15 protein-coding genes are annotated in these 18,415 nt (G+C 62.3%); 5 read left to right on the forward strand and 10 right to left on the reverse strand.

What is annotated here, in order from left to right:
- Window positions 1–409: 409 nt before the first annotated feature.
- The 6 genes from FJ319_08435 to FJ319_08460 form a co-directional block, all read right to left on the reverse strand.
- Window positions 410–1,444 (reverse strand): hypothetical protein, encoded by a 1,035-nt coding sequence (locus FJ319_08435; GenBank protein MBM3934312.1) that lies wholly within the window; start codon window positions 1,442–1,444, stop codon window positions 410–412.
- The gene (locus FJ319_08440; protein ID MBM3934313.1) at window positions 1,445–2,422 is read right to left on the reverse strand and encodes a DUF4340 domain-containing protein; all 978 of its coding nucleotides are present in this window, start codon (window positions 2,420–2,422) and stop codon (window positions 1,445–1,447) included. It lies immediately after the preceding gene.
- Window positions 2,412–4,691, reverse strand: coding sequence for a hypothetical protein (locus FJ319_08445; GenBank protein MBM3934314.1), 2,280 nt, complete (start codon window positions 4,689–4,691; stop codon window positions 2,412–2,414). Before FJ319_08445 ends, FJ319_08440 begins: the two co-directional genes overlap by 11 nt.
- A 6-nt stretch (window positions 4,692–4,697) precedes the next feature.
- Window positions 4,698–5,741 (reverse strand): ATP-binding cassette domain-containing protein, encoded by a 1,044-nt coding sequence (locus FJ319_08450; protein ID MBM3934315.1) that lies wholly within the window; start codon window positions 5,739–5,741, stop codon window positions 4,698–4,700.
- A 226-nt stretch (window positions 5,742–5,967) separates the two neighbouring features.
- On the reverse strand, window positions 5,968–8,322 hold the full coding sequence (locus FJ319_08455) for a xanthine dehydrogenase family protein molybdopterin-binding subunit (GenBank protein MBM3934316.1): 2,355 nt from the start codon (window positions 8,320–8,322) through the stop codon (window positions 5,968–5,970).
- A gap of 73 nt (window positions 8,323–8,395) precedes the next feature.
- The gene (locus tag FJ319_08460; GenBank protein MBM3934317.1) at window positions 8,396–9,487 is read right to left on the reverse strand and encodes a mandelate racemase/muconate lactonizing enzyme family protein; all 1,092 of its coding nucleotides are present in this window, start codon (window positions 9,485–9,487) and stop codon (window positions 8,396–8,398) included.
- A 240-nt stretch (window positions 9,488–9,727) separates the two neighbouring features.
- Here FJ319_08460 and FJ319_08465 point away from each other — a divergent pair, with 240 nt between their 5' ends.
- The 3 genes from FJ319_08465 to FJ319_08475 are packed head-to-tail and all read left to right on the forward strand — an operon-like array spanning window position 9,728 to window position 11,056.
- Window positions 9,728–10,537, forward strand: a complete 810-nt coding sequence (locus FJ319_08465) for a Cof-type HAD-IIB family hydrolase (GenBank protein MBM3934318.1) — start codon at window positions 9,728–9,730, stop codon at window positions 10,535–10,537.
- Between the two features lie 18 nt (window positions 10,538–10,555).
- Window positions 10,556–10,798, forward strand: a complete 243-nt coding sequence (locus tag FJ319_08470; GenBank protein ID MBM3934319.1) for a hypothetical protein — start codon at window positions 10,556–10,558, stop codon at window positions 10,796–10,798.
- A complete protein-coding gene (locus tag FJ319_08475; protein MBM3934320.1) occupies window positions 10,799–11,056 on the forward strand; it encodes a hypothetical protein in 258 nt (85 codons plus the stop codon). It begins immediately after the preceding gene.
- A 14-nt stretch (window positions 11,057–11,070) separates the two neighbouring features.
- On the opposite strand, the gene FJ319_08480 is transcribed toward FJ319_08475, so the two are convergent.
- Window positions 11,071–11,838, reverse strand: a complete 768-nt coding sequence (locus tag FJ319_08480) for a hypothetical protein (GenBank protein ID MBM3934321.1) — start codon at window positions 11,836–11,838, stop codon at window positions 11,071–11,073.
- Window positions 11,839–11,935: 97 nt separating this feature from the next.
- Between FJ319_08480 and pyrD the strand changes: the two genes are divergently transcribed.
- On the forward strand, window positions 11,936–13,018 hold the full coding sequence (gene pyrD, locus FJ319_08485) for a dihydroorotate dehydrogenase (quinone) (protein ID MBM3934322.1): 1,083 nt from the start codon (window positions 11,936–11,938) through the stop codon (window positions 13,016–13,018).
- Here pyrD and FJ319_08490 read toward each other — a convergent pair whose 3' ends face one another.
- From FJ319_08490 to FJ319_08500, 3 genes are read right to left on the reverse strand one after another with little or no spacing between them, the layout of a single operon-like run.
- Window positions 13,019–13,894 (reverse strand): tetratricopeptide repeat protein, encoded by an 876-nt coding sequence (locus tag FJ319_08490; protein ID MBM3934323.1) that lies wholly within the window; start codon window positions 13,892–13,894, stop codon window positions 13,019–13,021. It lies immediately after the preceding gene.
- Window positions 13,895–13,935: 41 nt separating this feature from the next.
- The gene (locus tag FJ319_08495) at window positions 13,936–15,435 is read right to left on the reverse strand and encodes a tetratricopeptide repeat protein (GenBank protein ID MBM3934324.1); all 1,500 of its coding nucleotides are present in this window, start codon (window positions 15,433–15,435) and stop codon (window positions 13,936–13,938) included.
- A gap of 6 nt (window positions 15,436–15,441) precedes the next feature.
- Window positions 15,442–16,407, reverse strand: a complete 966-nt coding sequence (locus tag FJ319_08500; protein MBM3934325.1) for a threonine/serine dehydratase — start codon at window positions 16,405–16,407, stop codon at window positions 15,442–15,444.
- Between the two features lie 204 nt (window positions 16,408–16,611).
- On the opposite strand from FJ319_08500, the gene mutL reads away from it, so the two are divergent.
- Entirely contained in the window at window positions 16,612–18,363 is a 1,752-nt protein-coding gene (mutL, locus tag FJ319_08505; GenBank protein MBM3934326.1) for a DNA mismatch repair endonuclease MutL, read from the forward strand.
- Window positions 18,364–18,415 lie beyond the last annotated feature (52 nt).

Below are 18,415 nucleotides of genomic sequence, written 5' to 3' on the forward strand. Positions count from 1 at the left end.
CAAGACTTGCTTTTGAGACATCGATACCGATAAATGTACTCTGACTGGCCATGATGTCCCTTTCTGTCCCTACCTTGCGGAAGCGAGCTGTCACTAATGACGCTCAGGCAACTGTTCGGGATCTGTAAGGTGATTTGCGCGGCGGCCTCGCTGAAGGACGGTCTCGACAATGTCGGACCAAGGCCTGATCGGCCTGCCGCGCTATCTCACATTTTATACATCAGCCAGTCTCTTTTTATCTTACAAGGCCGTTAGACCGAGATTCGCATGCTCGGAAATCGAATTAGTTGGTGCAGGTGCCACGGTAGGATTGCCCCTACGAGGAACGAAGACACCCGCGTCCCCACCCCTGGGCGGCCAGGTGGAGCCGCCCGTACGAAAACAAAAAGCCCGCCACACCACCCTTCCCTTACTGCCCCCCATACACCGGCACGGTGCCCACAGGCTCCCAGTCCGGGAAGGTGTCTATATCCGGGGCTGTTGTCAGACGCGTCGCCTGCGCGTTCGCGCGGTTGACAACAAAGATGTCCCAGTCGCCGTCTTCCGTCTGCTCGGCGTACGTCAGCATCTTGCTGTCCGGTGACCAAGTCGGCCGGTCCTGGGGCGCCGTACTGCCCTCAAAGACGTTGCGGAACCGGAAGCCGTCTATCTGGCTGACGTAGACCGCCCGAACGGCGGAGTTCCGCTCGATATGGTTGGAGATCATCGCGATGGTCTGCCCGTCCGGCGACCACGAAAGCGCGCCCACGTAGAAGCCGTCGAAGAAGCGCGCCTTGTCCACAATGGTCGAACCGCTCTTGGAGTCCGTTGTCATTATGTTCACGTTGCGGTCCCACATGTAGGCGAGCTTCGTGGAGTCAGGCGCCCACGTGGGGAAGCGGGAGTTCTTGAGGACCATCGAGTAATTGACCGGCTGCGTGCCGTCCGCGTTCATGATCCAGACATGCGTCTCCCCGCTCCTGTCGGAAACAAAGGCGATGCACCTTCCGTTGGGCGACCATTCTGGGGAGTAGTCCTGGTAGCCGTTGCTCGTGATCCGCGTCTGGCCCGTGCCGTCCGAGTTCATCGTGTAAATCTCGCGATTGCCGTCGCGCTCAGAATAGAAGGCGATCCTCTTCCCGTCCGGCGACCAGGAAGGGTAACTGTCGAACGCGGGGTTGCTCGTCAGGTTGCGCTGGTCCGTCCCGTCGGCGTTCATGACGTATATCTCCCAGTTGCCGTCGCGCTTGGACGCGAACGCGATCCGAGACATGCGCGCGGCGTCTTCCGGCGCGGGAGTGGGCACGGTGCGGACCGCAGCGGCGCCGGCTGTGCAGTCGGATGCGGCAGGCGTGGGCTGCGACGCAGGGTTGCCGCCTTGGCAAGCGAGCGCGGCCAGCACAAGAGCGCCGATGGCCATAACAGGCAGAATCCGCGGCACAACTCTAACCCTCCCGGGGCCCATTTACGGCGTAACCGCGGGCGGCGGATTAATCAGGTCCTGTTCGCGCTTGAGATACTCGGCAACCTGAGGCGCCTCCAGTATATACACATATGGCAGGTCCGCGTTCTTGACGTAGTACGCCCCGTGCTCCTTTTCGAGGAACTGCAGTACCGACGACGGTTGCGACGAGCCTTCGCGGGTGATGATCGCCATCTGGATGTCCGAGATCGAAAAATCGAGCCGGCTGATCTCATCCTGCGTAGGGAAATCGTCAGCCACCACCATTTCGGCCTTCCGGAGCAAGTCAAGGACAGACTGGGGGTCCGCCACCTGTGTGCCGGACTCGCTAGTTACAACCCAGGTGGAGTTGACGATGTGCAGGGAGAACTGGCCATCCGGGTAGACGTAGGTGATCGCCTGAATCTCGTCCCTCGGCGCCTCCGCGGCGATAGGATGGACCCAGTATTTGAACCGCGTGTCGAATCGCTCCGGGAACTCGCAGAAAACCCCGTAAGTCTCGTCCTGGTCAGGGTAGCGCAGGTAGCAGAGGCGCGCCCAGACCGTCCACGGCGTGATCAGCTTCTCTCCAATCGGGGCGAGCTGCTTGTCGCCGATAAGGAACTCGTGGATGAGCTTGTCGCCGCTCCAGAATTGCACAACAGTAGTGTTGCGAACGTCCACGCCCATCGCAGCGTGGTTCTCTGGGTTGACCGAGATCAGTTCCGCGTCCTTGAGTACTTCGGCGGTCTCCCACATCTCGTTCAGCTTGAGCAGCACAACCGGGTACTCGCGGACCCACCAGCGGCCGTCACGCTTGACGATGATTGCCTCTTGCTCGCTGTCGCGCATCACAACCTTGTCGATCGTCTCTTCGCTGAGCGGCTGGACGCCCTCTATCTTTGGCGCAGACGTCTCCGCGGAGACGAAGCGCGCCACGAGAGCGGCCACGGTAATGGCCGCGAGCAATGCCATGACGATGACTACCTGTTTACTTCCCACGCACGTAGACCTTCCTCATGGTATTTCGGCGCGCGATGAACCTTATAACGCCGACAAGGATGAACAGCGCCGGTACTCCGAGCACGTTGGCGTACTGGACGATGTTCCGGTGCATGTTCGAATCGAAGATAAGCTGGCGGAATGTGACGCCCTTGCCGCGGATGGCAGCAAGCCGGTCCTGCTGCATCAGCCAGTCCACCCAGTTCTGGCCCAGGAGCACATGGTCAGGGTAGCGCTGCGTCGCGTTGTAGCTGATGAACTCGGAGTCGGCCGCCACAATCATCCTGAATGTCTTCTCCTGGTCCCTCGTGCAGGTTTCCTGGAACGGCGGGCAGCGCGTGCCCGTTACGGCCACGGCCACGGTCCGCGCGCCGAGCTGGTCAGGGCGTACCTGGGAAAAGACCGGGGAGCGCTGGGTTACGTTCTGGTACTCCGTGTCCAGCCCTCCCATCTCCGATGTCTGAAGCAAAGGAATAACCGTGATATCGGAATTCGGGACTGTAGGCTGGGTCACCGTTATTGAGCTCGACCAGGGTATAGTAGCCGACTCCACGCCGCCGTTGATGCGGGAGTCCAGGGACTGCACCTTCAGCCAGTACGGGTATGGCAGCGGTATCGTCCCGCCCGTTCCCGTTGGGAAGTTCAATGTCTCATTGGCCCTGAGGTCAAACACCACGTCGTACCCCAGGTTGACCCCGTAGCTCTTGAGCCAGTCTTCAAAGCCGGTGACGTTCTCGTCTCCAACCAGTATTCCGCTCTCCGCGCTCAACCTGACCGGGTCAAGAAGGAGCAGTACCTTGCCTCCGTCGGCCAGGTAGCGGTCGATCTCGTTGAACATCTCGGGGAAAACAGTCTGGTTTGGTCCCGGCACAACCACCATGTCATAGCCCCGGGAGTTCGGGTCCAGGTAACCGTCCGTGAAGTAGTCGAACTCCTCGACGTAGTAATCGCGCTCCAGTGAGTTGCGCCAGTTATGCAGCTCCGCGTCGCGCCTCATCTCGTTATGGCCGTACATCATGCCCAGCGTCTTGGGCTCCTTCTGGGCCATGCGATAGATGCTGGAGGCCATCTTGTACTCAAGCTGGTCCATCGATTCGATGAACGGGATATTCTCCTGCTTGTTGGCATAGGTCATGCCCAGGCCAAGGTAGCCTAGCTTGATCTGGTACTCGCCCTGGCTCTCTATGCTGAACTGAACAGCCTTAACAAAGCTCTGTTCCGCCTCATCCGCATCCTCATCGTTCACGTCAGGATAGTACCTGACCACCCTCGCCTTACCGTCGGAGCGGGCCGCGAAGTCGTTGAGAAAGTCGTTAACGTCGCGCGTCAGGAGTGCGACCTGAACGGGCGGCTCCTTCGACTGGAAGAGCTTGATGGTGACAATATCGTCCAGGTCCGATAGAAGGTCGGCGGTCGCGTCGTTGAGCGTGTAGATCTTTCGCTCCGTCAGGTCCCACCTGCCCTGTATGGAGCTACCGAACCACCCGATCAGCAAGCTGATCATTACCAGCGCCGCCGTGCCTATCTGCAGGTTGCGATAGAGCGGTGACTTGTGGGAGACGTTCTTGCCACGGATCGTAAGGAACGTCGCGCTCATAAAGGTGGAGACAATCGAAACGAAGTACAGGACGTCCCTGAGGTCCAGGACTCCGCGGGCGATCAGCTCGAAATGCGGCAGGGGGCTGAGCCCCTGGATGAGAACGGCCACCTGGGAAGGAAGGGCCAGCGTAACGAGCGGTAGGCCCATAACCATGAGCACCGTGATGATGCCGATCGCCAGGATGAAGGAAACTATCTGGTTTCGGGTCAAAGAAGACGTAAACAGGCCAATGGACACGAATGCGGCGGTCAAAAAGATGGAGCCGATGTACTGCGCCGCGACGGCGCCCATGTCCAGGTCGCCGGCGGTCTGGAGAGCAACCGGAATGCCTATGGTAAAAAGTATGCCGACGCCGACAAAAATCAGGCCGGTCAGGAATTTACTGAGCAGGATGACCCAGCTCTTGACAGGCTGCGTGACAAGTATCTCGAGTGTCCCGTCACGCTGCTCCTCTGCTATGAGGCGCATTGTAGCGGCGGGCACAAACACCGCCAGTATCCACGGGAGAATGCCGAAGAGCGCGCGCATTGACGCCTCTTCGCTTATGAACGCCTGCCTGAAGAACAGGAAGGAGGATACTCCGATGAAGACTACCAGCAATATGTAGCCCGTCGGCTGGTCGAAGTAGCCTTTAAGATCTTTTCGAACGAGAGTAAGGAGAGAACGCATTGGGAGCTACGCCTCTTTAGTTTCTGGAGTTGCTGCCGGCCGTTCGGAGGGGGCGTCGTCGGCGGTCAGCTTGTGGAATAGGTCGTCAAGGCGCGTAGCCTCTTCGTGGAGGTCCCACAGGACCCAGTCTCTGCCCTTTGCCAGCTTGAATATCTCCGGCCGAGGATCGCCTTCACCCGCAATCGAGAGGCGGAACCGCTGCCTGGCCCCAACCGGGGAGAGCCGCTCCACCCCACTGATGGCGGGAATCCCGGCAAGCGCCACCTCCACGTCCGCGCCCTCAACCTCCATTTCCACGTACCTGTTCCCGTGCGCCTGCTTCCGCAGCTCCTCCACCGTGCCCTGAGCCACAATCTTGCCCCTGCGGATGATCAGCAGCCGGTCGCATACCTGCTGGACCTCCTGGAGCACGTGCGTGCTCAGCATAACGGTCCGGCCGTACTTCGTGCCCAGCGTGCGGATAAGCTCGCGAATGGGGACGCGCTGGTTGGGGTCCAGGCCCTCAGTGGGCTCGTCCATTATCAGGATTTCCGGCTGGTGGAGGATGGCCTGGGCGAGCCCGGAGCGCTGCTTGTATCCCTTGGAGCACTGGCTGAGCGGATTGTAAAAGACTTCCTGAATGCCCGTCTCCTCAACTGCCCTGGCGATGCCCTCGCGCTTCTGCGCCGGGCTAAGGCCCCTGAGGTCTGCTACGAAACTCAGGTACTCGCTTACCAGGAGGTCGCCGTAGATCGGGTTATTCTCGGGAAGGTACCCGATCATTTTTCGCGTTTCAACGTCGTGCGCCTGGTTGTCTATGCCGTTCACGAGGACGCGGCCCTTGTCTGGCGTGTAGTACGACGTTATAAGTCGCATCGTGGTGCTCTTGCCGGAGCCGTTCGGGCCGAGGAAGCCGACAATCTCGCCCTTTTTCACATCGAATGAGACGTTATTGACGGCGACAGTGAAGCCGAATTGCTTTGTGACACCGTCAACCTGAATCGCGTAGGGATCGGCAGGTGGAGATGCAGGTGAAGGTTGGACCGTCTGGTTATCGCTGGTTGTTACCATCTATCACTCTTCAATCTGAGTACTCTGAAGGCTACTACGCTTGGGACGGGCGCGCAGATTCAGACTGTCGGGATTGTAGGGTAAAACGTACCGGTTTTGGCACGGTTAGTTTACGCCTTGACGTTCCGAGTAGAGAAAGATATCACACACGGGGCAAGAGGCGCAAAAAACAGCCCGTCCGTGTACCATTTCGACAGGGCCGGGCTTGTGATTGCGGCGCCAGGGACTACTTCCGGTGGCCGTTGCCGGCCGCCTGCTTTTGAAGGACCCTCACGATAACCGGCGGACTCATGGGGAGCTCCGTCATGCGGACGCCGATAGCGTGAGATACCGCGTTCGCGACGGCCGCCAGGGGCGGGATAATATTTGCCTCGCCTACGCCGCGCACGCCGAACGGGTGGTTCGGGTTGTAGACCTCGATGATCACCGCGTCGATCATCGGCAGGTCAAGGGTCGTAGGCATACGGTAGTCGAGCAGCGTGGGGTTCATGAGCCGTCCGTCCGGGGCGTATACGTACTCCTCGTTCAGCGCCCAGCCGATCCCCTGCACTGCTCCGCCCTGTATCTGCCCCTCGACATAGCTTGGGTGAATGGCGACGCCGGCGTCCTGGAAGGCCGTGCACCGTAGCACCTGCGTCTTCCCGGTCTCCGGGTCCACGTGCACGTCCGCGATTACCGCCGCGAAAGACCGGCCGGCGCCGGTAGAGGCGACGTTCGCCCTGCCGACGATCGGCCCACCCGTCTTGGCGTACATCGCCGCCATCTGCTTGAACGTCATCCTGTGGGCCGGGTTGAGCTTGCTCTGCAGAACGCCGTCCGCGTACGCCACGTTGTCCGGCGTCGTCTCCCACAACTTGGCCGCGCGCTGCACCATCTGGCCCTTGATGTCGTTGCCGGCGTGGAATGCGGCCACGCCCTGCTTGAAGGCGACGCTGCTGCCGCCTGTGTTGGACGTGAACCCGACGGTGTCCGTGTCTCCGACCGATGGCATGATCTCCTCGACCGGTAGGCCTAGCACCTCGGCGAGCTGCTGCGCCGCGGCCGTGCGAGTGCCCCCGATGTCCGCAGAGCCCTCAACAAGGCTTACCTTGCCGTTCGGTAGCACGTTCACGATGGCGCAGGCGGCGCCGCCGGCGTTACCCCAGGAGCCGATAGCGACGCCCCTCCCGACGTTCTTGCCGAGTGGCGCGCTGTAGTGCGGGTGGCTCTTAACGGCGTTCATGGTCTCGATATTGCCGATTCGCGGGTGGGCGACGCCGCTGACCATGCGCGTGCCCTCCTTCGCCGCGTTCTTGAGGCGGAATTCCATCGGGTCCATGCCGAGCTTTTCCGCAAGCTCGTCGATCACGCACTCGCCGGCATAGGAGCCGTGGGGCGCGCCCGGCGCGCGGTACGCGGCCGTGCTCGGCTTGTTGTTCACAATCTCGCAGCTCTCCAGCTTGATGTTCGGCAGATCGTACGGCGAAAACATCGACATGCATGCGCCGCCGTGGCTTGAGCCGGGGTACGCGCCGGACTCAAACAGGACAAACCCCTGCCCCGCCGTCAGGCGGCCGTCCTTCGTTGCGCCGATCTTGACCTTCATGTAGCTGCCGGACGCCGGCCCGGTGGCCTCCAGCACTTCCTGCCGGTTCAGCGTTATCTTCACCGGCCGTCCTGACTTTTTGGAGAGCACTGCAGCCACCGGCTCTACGTACGTACCGAGCTTCCCGCCGAAGCCGCCACCGATCTCCAGGGGCACCACCTTGACGCTTGATACGGGGATACTTAGTATCCGCGCTACCTGGTCACGTACGCCAAACGGCCCCTGGCTGCTGTTCCAAATCGTCAACCTCCCCTCATCTTTACCCTTTACGGCGGAGGACGTGCTTTCGCCGGGAGGGAGGGGCTGGTTCCACCAGGCCGTCACGTTCTGAGGCTCTATGTAGCCCTGGTGGATCATCTTCGTGCGGAACTCGCGCTCGACGATGATGTCCGCCTGATTGAAACCCGCCTCAACGTCCCCAAGGGCATATTGCGCGCGGCCGGAGATGTTGGTGTTCCTGCGCTCCGCCCTGCCCTCGAAGCCGTCGGGTACGACGAGGTGTTCGTGCAGTACGGGCGCCCCGGGCTTGAACGCCTCCTCGGGGTCGGTGACAGCCGGAAGGACCTCATATTCAACCTTGATCAGCCCAAGGAGCTCCTCGGCAAGGTGGGGGCTGCTCGCCGCGATTGCGGCGATGGCGTGGCCCTTGTAGAGGGCCTTGTCCTCCGCCAACGAGTTGTTGCTCGTGTAGCGAAGGCTCATGAAGTTGTCCTCGCCGACCTCCATAATGCGGTGCTCCGCCGTTGGGAAGTCGCGGAACGTCACCACCGCCTTAACGTCGGGGTGCGCCTCGGCCAGGCTGGTGTCTATCTTCTTGATCCTGGCATGCGCATGGGGGCTCCGGAGTATCTTTCCGAACAGCGTTCCCGGAAGACTAAGGTCCGCGCCGTAGACTGCCTTGCCGGTCACCTTGTCCACCCCGTCGTGGCGGACGGGGCGCGTCCCCACTACCTTGAACTGCGGCCTAGTAGACGGCTTGTCGGACGTGGTGGTCATTGGTCGGTTCCCCTGGGGCGAATTATTCACAGCAACAAGCGTATTATAGCATAGGGAAATGCTTCGAACTGAGTTACGCCGTAACCCGGTACCGGGCCAGCGTCTCCTCGTCGAATTCTAGGCCAAGGCCGGGCTTCTGAGGCAGGACTATCTCGCCGTTCTCGACCCGCGGCACGTCCTTGAAGAGCGGCAGCGACCACGGCATCCACTCGGTCGTTATGGCATTGGGAATCGCCGCCATCGCGTGGCAGAGGATCTCAGGCGCCAGGTGGCTGACAACAGGCATGTTGAACGCCTCGGCAAGGTGAGCAACCTTCATGTACGGCGAGATGCCGCCGACGCGGAGCAAGTCGATCATTACTACGCGCAGGCTGCGCTGTTCCAGCAGATACCGGAAGGGTGCGATACCGTAGTGGTACTCGCCGGAAACGACCGGGACATCCAGAGAATCGGCGACGCGCGCCTGCCCTGCCAGGTCGTGGTGCGGCACTGGGTCCTCGAGCCAGTAGACGCCAAGCTCCTCCAGCCTGCGGCCTATGGAGACGGCCTGGTTGACGGTCCAGCCCTGGTTGACATCGATCATGATGTCGACATTCGGGCCGACGGCCTCGCGAAGCACCCGCACTCGCTCAATATCCCGGTCCGCCGATGGCTCTCCGCCCAGCCTGAGCTTGATCGCTCGGAAACCTTCCGCCACGTGCTTCTTCGCGGCAGGGCCGATGTCCTCCAGCTTGTGCGGGCGCCACAGGGTGCCGCTGTAGTACGTTGGGATGCGGTCCTTGTAGCCGCCCAGCACCTTGTACAGCGGCTGTCCCATCGCCTTCCCGCGAATATCCCACAGCGCCACGTCTATCGCTGCGACGGCGCGGCGGACCATGTCGACCGGCGCGCCACTCCCGCCGAGGGCGAGCAGCTTCGCGTTGATCGCCTCCACCTTCATCGGGTCGTCCCCGATCGCCTCTTGCGCCAGGGCATCCACGGCCGCCTTGAGCGACTCCTTCATGATCTGAGCAGTGAACCCGGCGTAGCCGATGCCCTCAATTCCTTCGTCCGTCTGCATTCGCAGCACCACAAACGTGGACGCCGCCTGTCCGGGACCATCCGAGAGCGGCCCGCGCTCCCTTGGAATAGCCACAATCCGGGTCTCGAATCCGCAGATCTTCATCGTCGGTGGTCCCTTTCAATAGCGCCGTGTGCTGACCGGGTGATGTTGAAATTCCCGGGCAGTTTGCCGGATACTCACTCTGCCCTACATCTGGGCGCTTCGCATCGCGAGCACGAGGAAATAGACAACCAGCGCCAGGACGACCATCCAGATGATCCTGCGCGGCGAAATAAACCTCATGACTCTCGCTCCACCCAAAATTGCGTGGCATTCTAGCACAGTCAGGGCGGGAAGATATCAATGGGATACAGGCTTATCGCGCTGGATATCGACGGCACCATCCGGAGCCAGGAGCACCCGCTCTCCGACCGTACCCGCGAGGCCGTGCGCCGCGTGCGCGAGGCCGGCGCCATGGTGACAGTGGTGACGGGCCGCATGTTCCAGTCCGCCATCGCCGCCTCACAGGGGCTGGACCTCGTGACGCCGATAGTCACCTTCCAGGGGGCGCACGTCGCGGACCCTGTCACGAAGAAGATGCTGTGGCACATGCCGCTGACGACGGAGATGGCTACCGATGCCATTACGTCGTTGAGCGCGTGGGAGCGCGAGGTGCTGGCATACTACGGCGACTCGGTGTATGTCAGCAGGATGACTCCATGGGTGGAGGGCTACAGCCAGCGAAACCACGGCCAGGTGCAGCTTGTGAAGGACCTGCTGGAGGTAGCCCCGCGGGGGCTTACGAGGCTGGTCGTCGTGGGAGAGGACAGGGACATAGCGACTTTGAACTCGCGGCTGGCAGCTTCCTTCGCCACGAGGCTACAGATAACGCGCTCGCTGCCTCAGTTCTGCGAGATACTCCATCCGGAGGCCGGGAAGAAGCGCGCGCTAACGTGGCTGGCGGGCCACCTTGACGTTGGCAGCGACGAGGTGGTGGCATTCGGGAACGGCGCGGAGGACCTCCCTATGTTGCAGTGGGCCGGCCTGGGGGTGGGCATGGCTGGCTCCGCGCCCGAAGTGCTTTCCGGAGTCCACCGCGTCGCCCCACCGCTCAGCGAGGACGGTGTCGCCCGCGTGCTGGAAGAGCTCCTGGGGCAGGGAATGATAGGATAGTCCGGAGAGGAGGTCGACATGACCACACGGGACGACGCGCACAAAATCCTGGACCAGATACCGGAAAGCGAGGTACACACTGCTGTCCGGTTTCTGGAGTACCTACGAAACTCCGGCGAGCCTGTTTTAGCCTCCCTGCTGAACGCGCCTGAAGACGACGAACCGGAAACTTTTGAAGAGCGCAAGGCCGTGGAGGAAGGAAAGAAAGACTTCGGCGCAGGCCGCACCTACACCGCAAAAGAAATCCTCGAAGGGCTGTAGTTGAGCCTAACAGTCTCCTATTCGGCGGCAGCCAAGAAAGACATCCATCACCTGGGGAGGCAAATCGCCGTCAGGGTGCTAGAGGCCATCGAGAGGTATGCCGAGACGGGCTATGGGGATGTCCGTCGATTGAAAGGGACGAACCAGGAGTTCAGGTTGCGCGTTGGGGACGTTAGAGTCCGGTTCACTATAGACTACAAAGCCGGAATTATGCAGGTCATTCGTGTCCTGCCCAGAGACAAAGCTTATCGCGACTAATATGAGGAGGTTCTTCACCCCTCCAGCTCTTTGATCCTCGATTCTACCTGGGCCAACTGCGCGTACTCCTCCCTGGACAGGTGGAAGCACCGCTGCAAGTAGTACTCCGCCAGCTTTGCGCCACGGCTGTCCTTGAGCTTGGCGGATTTTACGATGTGGCCGACGTTATGGCTGGACGGCAGGTGTCGGGCCAGGACATTAATCTCCCCTTCCGCCTCCTTGATTCCCGATGCGTCGGACCCCTCAACTGCAAACCTCAAGCGGCCCACCAGCTTCGTAAGCTCGCCAAGGCGGTCGCTCTCGCTCATCAGGCTGTACATGACGTCGTTTACGCCCAGGTCAGCCGGGGTGCTCTCCCCGGACTTCAGCATCTCCGGGGTTGACTCGCCGCCCGGCGCCGCGCCAGCGTAGCGCCCGTACATCTCGCCGTAGACCTGCACTATCTCGCTGACCTTCATCATCGCCGAGGGGATGTCCAGAGGGCTCAGCGTGCCGGCAAGGATAACGTCGTCGTTGCGGAGCTCGGCGAGTCTTTCAACCACGGAGTAGCTGTCCAGCTTCTCAGGGGCGGGTGGGAATGCAAAAGCCGAAAGCTCTTTGGGGCTGATCGCGCCCATCTGGTTCATGAGAAACGGCGGGACGTACTTTGAAACGTCCAGCGTGACGGGCAGGATGACAATGTAAGTGGCCCACACTTCCTGTGCGTTGGCCGTGCTCCGGAAGTACAGCAGGGCGTGCCCCCTGGGATGGTCTTTGTCGCCGCGGTCGAAGATAAGGTCCATCCTGCTGCAGGCCCCTGTAGATACGTTCTGACGGCCATTATACGCTATACTGCACTGGCCCCGCCCGAAACTCCATGCGGCCGGCCCGGAGGAGTCCATGTTAGTCCTCAGCCCCAGCGCCTACCGCTGGTTGTTACGCCCGCTTCTCTTCCGATTGCCGGCGGAAACTGCCCAGAAGGCCGCCGACCTTGCCCTCAAGCAGCGCTTCGTCTGGAAAGCCGCATCCCCAGCCCTCCGCACGACCGACCCCCGCCTTCGAGCAGACTACTGCGGAATCCCGCTCGCCAACCCCTTAGGCCTTGCGGCCGGGTTCGACAAGAACTGCGTGATGATACCAGGCCTCGCGTCAATGGGCTTCGGATACCTCACCGTCGGGACGGTCACCGAAGGGTCCAGACCCGGCAATGCGAAACCCAGGATGTTCCGGATGCCGGAGCGGGAATCGCTTATTAACGCCCTCGGCTTTCCGGGGAAGGGGCTGGAGGCCGCCCACGCTGCCCTGACGAAGGCGCGCAAGACCAGTGTGGCTGCGCCGATTGTGGTAAGCGTGTCAGGCACCGACGCCGGGCAGATAGTCCGCTGCCACCGGCGGCTTGAGCCTCTGGCCCAGGCAGTTGAGGTGAACATCAGCTCACCCAACACGGCGGGCCTGCGGCTATTTCACGACGCCGAAGCTCTGGCCGATTTGCTCGCTCAGCTCAACGATGGGCGCAAGGCCCCGCTAATAATCAAGCTCCCTCCGTACCCCTTGAAGGGGGCCGGCGAGCCGACCGACGAGCAGGCCCGGGAGAAGCTGCTGGCGCTGGCGAGGCTGTGCGCGAAGAGCGGGGTGGACACACTCACCGTGGCCAACACGCGCCCTACGAGGGATGCGCGGCTGGCGGTGGGCGCCGGCGGGCTGAGCGGCCGGGCGATCTTCCCGGAGATGCTGGAGATGGTGGCTGACGTGCGCAGGGAGGTGGGCTGGAAGGTGCGTATCAACGCGTGCGGCGGCATCTTCACGGGGGCGGAGGCATGGCAGGCGCTCAAGGCCGGCGCGGACACGGTGCAGCTCTACACCGCGCTGGTCTACCGCGGCCCGGGGGCCATCAGGCAAATCAACAGGGAGCTAATTACCGCTATGCGACGAGATCACTCGATGCCACTGGCAGACTGGCTGGCCGCCCGCCGTAACGGGTAGCTACGGGGCCGGGTTCGCCCTTGCCTGCTTGATCTCGTCGATTCGCCTGACGATGTCCCCTTCCACGCCCAGCTCAATCGCGCGGTTCGCATCCGCGAGCGCCGCCTCGTCGTTCCCAATGTGCGCATATGTCAGCGCCCGGGCATAGTATGCGTTCCCATGGTTAGGGTTGAGGCGCACTGCCTGGTTGAAGTCGACCAGCGCATCCTCGTGGTACCCTGACTGGCCGTAGATTACACCCCGGTCGAAATAGGCGTTAGCCAGGTTGGGGTCTAACCGGACCGCCTCTGTGAAGTCCGCTACTGCCTCGTTGGGCTTGCCCGAGTTGGAATATGCCAGGCCGCGCAGGTAGAAGAGCATGGCATTCCGGGGTGTTATCTTCAGAGCGTCCGTGAAGTCCTTCGACGCCCCTTCATACTGCTCGAGGCGCATGTACAGCTCGCCGCGTCGGATCAGAGGGTCCGCGTCGTCCTGAGTGAAGCGAATGGCCATCGTGTACTCCTGGATGGCCGTCTCGTACTGGCCGAACGACTCATAAGCGAGTCCGCGGTTGTAGTAGGTGGAGCCGAGCTGCGGGGCAAGCTGGAGGGCCAGGGTGAAGGCATCCAGAGCCCGGTCGTACCGGCCCAGGCCCATGAATGCGACGCCGCGGTTGCTGTAGGCCTCCACGTACTTCGGGTCCAGCCTGATCGCGCGGTCGTAATCGTCAATGGCTTCCTGGTACTTGCCTTCCTGCTGGAGCCTGTACCCCTTCTCATAGTAGTCCTTCGCGGTAGACTCTCCGCTGCACGCAACTACTCCAAGCAATGCCGCGCCGCCGAGCAGGAGCACTGCCATTGCCGCCCGGCCCTTTTCCGCCAACCGCTGGATTATCATGTTCACTTGCTGCCCATTATTCAGGTTATTGAATTCAATACTTACGGCCCGACACTACGTTCCTGCCGGATTGCAGAGAGGTTTGCTTCAATCAGGGCGCGGTCGAGGCCAAGCTCGACGGCCTTGTCAACGTCGGCGCGCGCCTCGGTATCCTTGCCCAGCTCGGTGTACGCCACGGCACGGGCGCTGTAGCCCTCCGCCATTTCCGGGCTGAACTTCAGCGCTTCCGTAAAGTCCGCCAGCGCCTCTTCGTGACGGCCCAGACTGCCGTACACCACGCCGCGCTCCATGTAGTACTCCACCTTGAGCGGATTGACGCGGAGCGAGTTGTTCAGATCGTTCAACGCGTGCTCGAACTGGCCGAACTGCTTCAGAATGCGCGCGCGCCCATAATAACCGTCGGCGTTGTTTGAGTCCACCTTGATCGCGTCGTAATAGTCCGCGTACGCCTGCTCGATTGCGCCCGCCTGGTACAGGACATTCGCGCGCTTCACCAGGACGATGGCGTTGTCCGGCACGATAGCGAGGGCCTCATTGTAGTCCAGGACTGCGTTGCCGAAGCCGCCGGCCATGGCGTAGGCATCCCCGCGTTTGATATAGATTGCCGCGTTCTCCGGTGCGCGCCGCAGCGCCTGATCATAGTCCGCAATTGCCTTCGCGTAGTCCGGGAGCTTCATGTAGGTATCCGCCCGGTCCAGGAATAGCTGGACGTTGTTCGGCTCCTTCTTCAGCGCCTCGGTGTAGTTGAGGATGGCCTTGCGATTGATGCCGAGGTCCCCGTAGATGGTGCCACGTTCCGTGTAGACCCTGGCGTTTTCCGGGTCCAGCCGGGCGGCCATCTCCATGTGGATGAAGGCGTCGTCATACCTGCCGGCGGCCGCGAAGGCCGCCCCGCGGTTGAAGTAGGCGTCCGCGTAGTTAAGGTCGATGCGGATGGCATCGCCAAGCTCCTCGATCGCGCGCCGCACTTCGCCGGTCCTTGCGTAGGCGATGCCCCTGTTCGTCCTGACGACTGCGTTGTTCGGCTCAAGTCCGATTGAGCGATCGTACTCCTTGATCGCCCTGTCGTACTCGCCCTTGTTGAAGTACGTCACGCCGCGGTTGGCATATGCGCGCGGGTTGTTGGGGTCGAGCTCCACTGCCTTCGCGTAATCGGCGAGAGCGGCGTCGTACTGCGCCAGGTTGGAGTAGGCCACGCCCCTGCTGACGTAGTACTCGGATACGGTCGCGTTGAGCGCGATTGCCGCGGAAAGGTCATCGATGGCCCGCTGGAACTCTCTCCTGGCCGCAAGGATTCCGGCCCTGTCGACGAACGACTGCGCGTCCTTTGGGTTGAGGGCGACTGCCGCATCGAGCTCCACCAGCGCCTGGTCGATCTGGCCCTCGCCGACAAGCTGTTGCGCCGCGGAACGGTGGGACTCCGCCTGCAGGCGGTCCTCCTCGCTGACCGTATTGCCGCCGCCTGAGCAAGCCGTTACGGCGACCGCCAGCAAGACCGCGATATAAGAGAATAGACTGGCCCTGCCCATAAGCCGATGCACCGGAATTTACCTTACTCCGTCCATTACCTTCTTGAGCTGCGGCATTGAGATGTTGCCGCCGCTCATAACGATCGCCACCTTTTTGCCCTTCAGCCTGTCCTTGATCTTCACTGCCGCCGCAATGCCGGAAGACCCGGCGTGCTCGGCCAGATTATGCGTGTGCTCGAGAGCGAGCCGGACGCCGTTCATGATCTCGTCCTCGCTGATGAGGACGAAGTCGTCCAGAAGGTCCCAGAGGATCTCCTGTGTGTACTCGAAGCCCACGCGGGTGGCGAGGCCCTCGGCAACGGTGCTGGTGGTGGACTCCACGACCCTCCGCTGCTTCCAGGACTGGTATGCGCCGGGAGCGCTCTCTGCGCCGACGCCGATCACCTGCACCTTCGGGTTGATGCCCTCCTTGACGATGCAGGCCCCGCACGCCCCGCTGCCTCCGCCGATGGGGACGATAATAACATCTACGTCCGGCAGGTCTTCAAAGATTTCGAGCGAGTAAGTGGCGACTCCCGGAACGAGCCTTGGCTCGTTGGCGGAGTGCACGTAAAAGCACCCCTCTTCTTTCGACATCGTGTCCGCCTTGTCGCGGCACTCGTCGAAGTCCTTGCCGTGGAAGATGATGTTGCCGCCCAGGCGGCGCATGGACTCCACCTTGTCCGCGTTCGCGTTCATGGGCACGACGATGTTCGCCTTCATCCCGAAGACGCTCGCCGCGTAGGCTATCCCCTGCCCGAAGTTGCCGGTGGAGGCGCAGACGACGCCGTGCTTCTTCTGCTCCGGCGTGAGTTGAGACAGGGTGTTCAGCGCGCCGCGCATCTTGAACGCGCCGAGCGGCTGGTGGTTCTCGTGCTTCACCCAAACCTCAGCGCCGATAAGCTTATCCAGCCCGCGGTAGTGGTGGAGCGGCGTGCGCGTTATGTAGGGGCTGATCCTCCTGCGCGCTTCGATGACATCCTGGAGAGTGGGTCGCTGGGACAAGGGAGCCTCCGGAGTGGTAGTAGGTAGTTAGTAGTTGGTAGTCGGCAAGAGCGAGATACGCCGAGAACCGGACCGACCGTTTCGAGTTGTCCCAAATTGTAACATTGAAAACGTTATCGACACGTCATCGGTTGTCGAGAGAATTCAGGCTCCGATAAGGACCGGTTGCTGACTGTCTGACCCTGGCTGCTGTACTATGACACCATGCCCATACGCCTTCTCTCCCCCGACATCTCATCCAAAATCGCCGCCGGCGAGGTGACCGAGCGGCCCGCGTCCGTTGTGAAGGAGCTGGTGGAGAACTCGCTGGACGCCGGCGCGACCAAGATTTCTATCGATATCAAGGGCGGCGGTATCGACTATATCCGGGTGTCCGATAACGGCTCGGGGATACCCGCCGCCGAGGCGCCCCTGGCGTTCGAGCGCTTCGCGACGAGCAAGCTGGCATCGGCGGACGACCTGGAGTCCATCGCCACGCTGGGCTTCCGGGGGGAGGCGCTGCCGAGCATTGCGGCGGTGTCACAGGTGACGATGGTCACGCGCGTGGCGGAGGAGGCCGCCGGTGTGCGGCTGGAGTTGGCGGACGGGCGCATCACGGCGCAGCACGCCGAAGGCGCGCCGGTGGGCACATCCGTCACCGCCCGCAACCTCTTCCGCAGCTTCCCTGCCCGCCGCAAGTTCCTGCGCACCCCCGGCACGGAGGGCTCCAGGGTGCAGGCGGTTGTGGTCCGCTTCGTGCTCGCCTACCCCGGAGTGAGCTTCCACCTGGCTATCGACGGCTCGCCGGACATCACCAGCACGGGCTCCGGCAGCCTGCGCGAGGCGATCACCGCCGTGTACGGCGCGAAGGTGGCGGAGGCGATGATTGAGGTGACCGACGACGGCGAGGGCGATTCGCCGGTCCGCGTATCCGGAATGATAGGGTCGCCGGCGGTGGCCAGAAGCAACCGCACCGCCATCACTGTGTTCGTGAACGGCCGGTGGGTGCAGAACAAGGCGCTCACGTACGCGGTGGAAGAGTCCTACCGCGGCTTCCTGATGGAGCACCGTTTCCCTGTGGCCGTAATCAACCTCTCCGTCCCCTACCCCGAGATCGACGTGAACGTTCACCCGGCAAAAAGCGAAGTGCGGTTCCTGCGCGAGGGCTCCGCGTTCGCAACGCTCCAGAAGGCGGTCCGCGCCGCGCTCACCGCCAACGTGCCGGTCCCGGAGGTGCGGCGCACGTCCGGCCCCACTTCAGCCGCGTACGCGCCGCCTACAGACATCCGCTCATACTGGCAACCTCCCGTGGCGCAGCCGCCGGGAACGCCTGCCAGCGAACCGGCAGGCGCCCCGGCAGCATCACCGGGTCCGCGGCCGGAGCAGCTGCTGCCTAAGAAGGCGCTCCCGGCTCTTCGCGTTCTGGGCCAGGTGCAGAACACGTACATTACCGCCGAAGGGCCGGACGGCATGTACCTGATCGACCAGCACGCGGCGCACGAGCGCGTGCTCTTCGAGCGGGTCCGCGCGGAGAATCTCGCCAGATCGCCCAGGGTACAGGGACTGATGGAGCCGGTGACGGTGGACCTGGACCCGCGCAAGCACGAAATAGTGGCGGCCCATATCGAGGTTGTGTCAGGGCTGGGCTACCAGATCGAGTCCTTCGGCGGGCGGTCGTGGCTGATTCGCGGGGTGCCTGCAATACTCAAGAACGAGGACGCGACGGCCGGCCTGCTGGAAGTGCTGGACATGATGGCGGAAGGCGGAGGGTACCAGTCGTGGGAGGACCGCGCCGCGTACTCAATCGCCTGCCACGGCGCTATACGCGCCGGGAAGACGCTGACGGCGCAGGAGATGAGCGAGATGGTGCGATTGCTGGAGCAGTGCCAGCAGCCGCACACCTGCCCCCACGGCCGCCCCACGATGGTGCACATGAGCTCGGCGCGGCTGGAGCAGGAGTTCGGACGCAGGGGCTGAAACAGATGACGCCCCGGCATCCGGTCCCTTCCAGGTCACTTCGGGGATGCAC

This window comes from SAR202 cluster bacterium, from assembly GCA_016872355.1.
Lineage (GTDB): Bacteria > Chloroflexota > Dehalococcoidia > Lucifugimonadales > VGZY01 > VGZY01.

Excerpts from the sequence above, each read along its gene's own strand:
- FJ319_08435 (MBM3934312.1), bottom strand. The coding sequence starts at position 1,444 with ATGGGCCCCGGGAGGGTTAGAGTTGTGCCGCGGATTCTGCCTGTTATG.
- FJ319_08445 (MBM3934314.1), bottom strand. The coding sequence starts at position 4,691 with ATGCGTTCTCTCCTTACTCTCGTTCGAAAAGATCTTAAAGGCTACTTC.
- FJ319_08450 (MBM3934315.1), bottom strand. The coding sequence starts at position 5,741 with ATGGTAACAACCAGCGATAACCAGACGGTCCAACCTTCACCTGCATCT.
- FJ319_08455 (MBM3934316.1), bottom strand. The coding sequence starts at position 8,322 with ATGACCACCACGTCCGACAAGCCGTCTACTAGGCCGCAGTTCAAGGTA.
- FJ319_08460 (MBM3934317.1), bottom strand. The coding sequence starts at position 9,487 with ATGAAGATCTGCGGATTCGAGACCCGGATTGTGGCTATTCCAAGGGAG.
- FJ319_08465 (MBM3934318.1), top strand. The coding sequence starts at position 9,728 with ATGGGATACAGGCTTATCGCGCTGGATATCGACGGCACCATCCGGAGC.
- FJ319_08470 (MBM3934319.1), top strand. The coding sequence starts at position 10,556 with ATGACCACACGGGACGACGCGCACAAAATCCTGGACCAGATACCGGAA.
- FJ319_08480 (MBM3934321.1), bottom strand. The coding sequence starts at position 11,838 with ATGGACCTTATCTTCGACCGCGGCGACAAAGACCATCCCAGGGGGCAC.
- pyrD (MBM3934322.1), top strand. The coding sequence starts at position 11,936 with ATGTTAGTCCTCAGCCCCAGCGCCTACCGCTGGTTGTTACGCCCGCTT.
- FJ319_08490 (MBM3934323.1), bottom strand. The coding sequence starts at position 13,894 with ATGATAATCCAGCGGTTGGCGGAAAAGGGCCGGGCGGCAATGGCAGTG.
- mutL (MBM3934326.1), top strand. The coding sequence starts at position 16,612 with ATGCCCATACGCCTTCTCTCCCCCGACATCTCATCCAAAATCGCCGCC.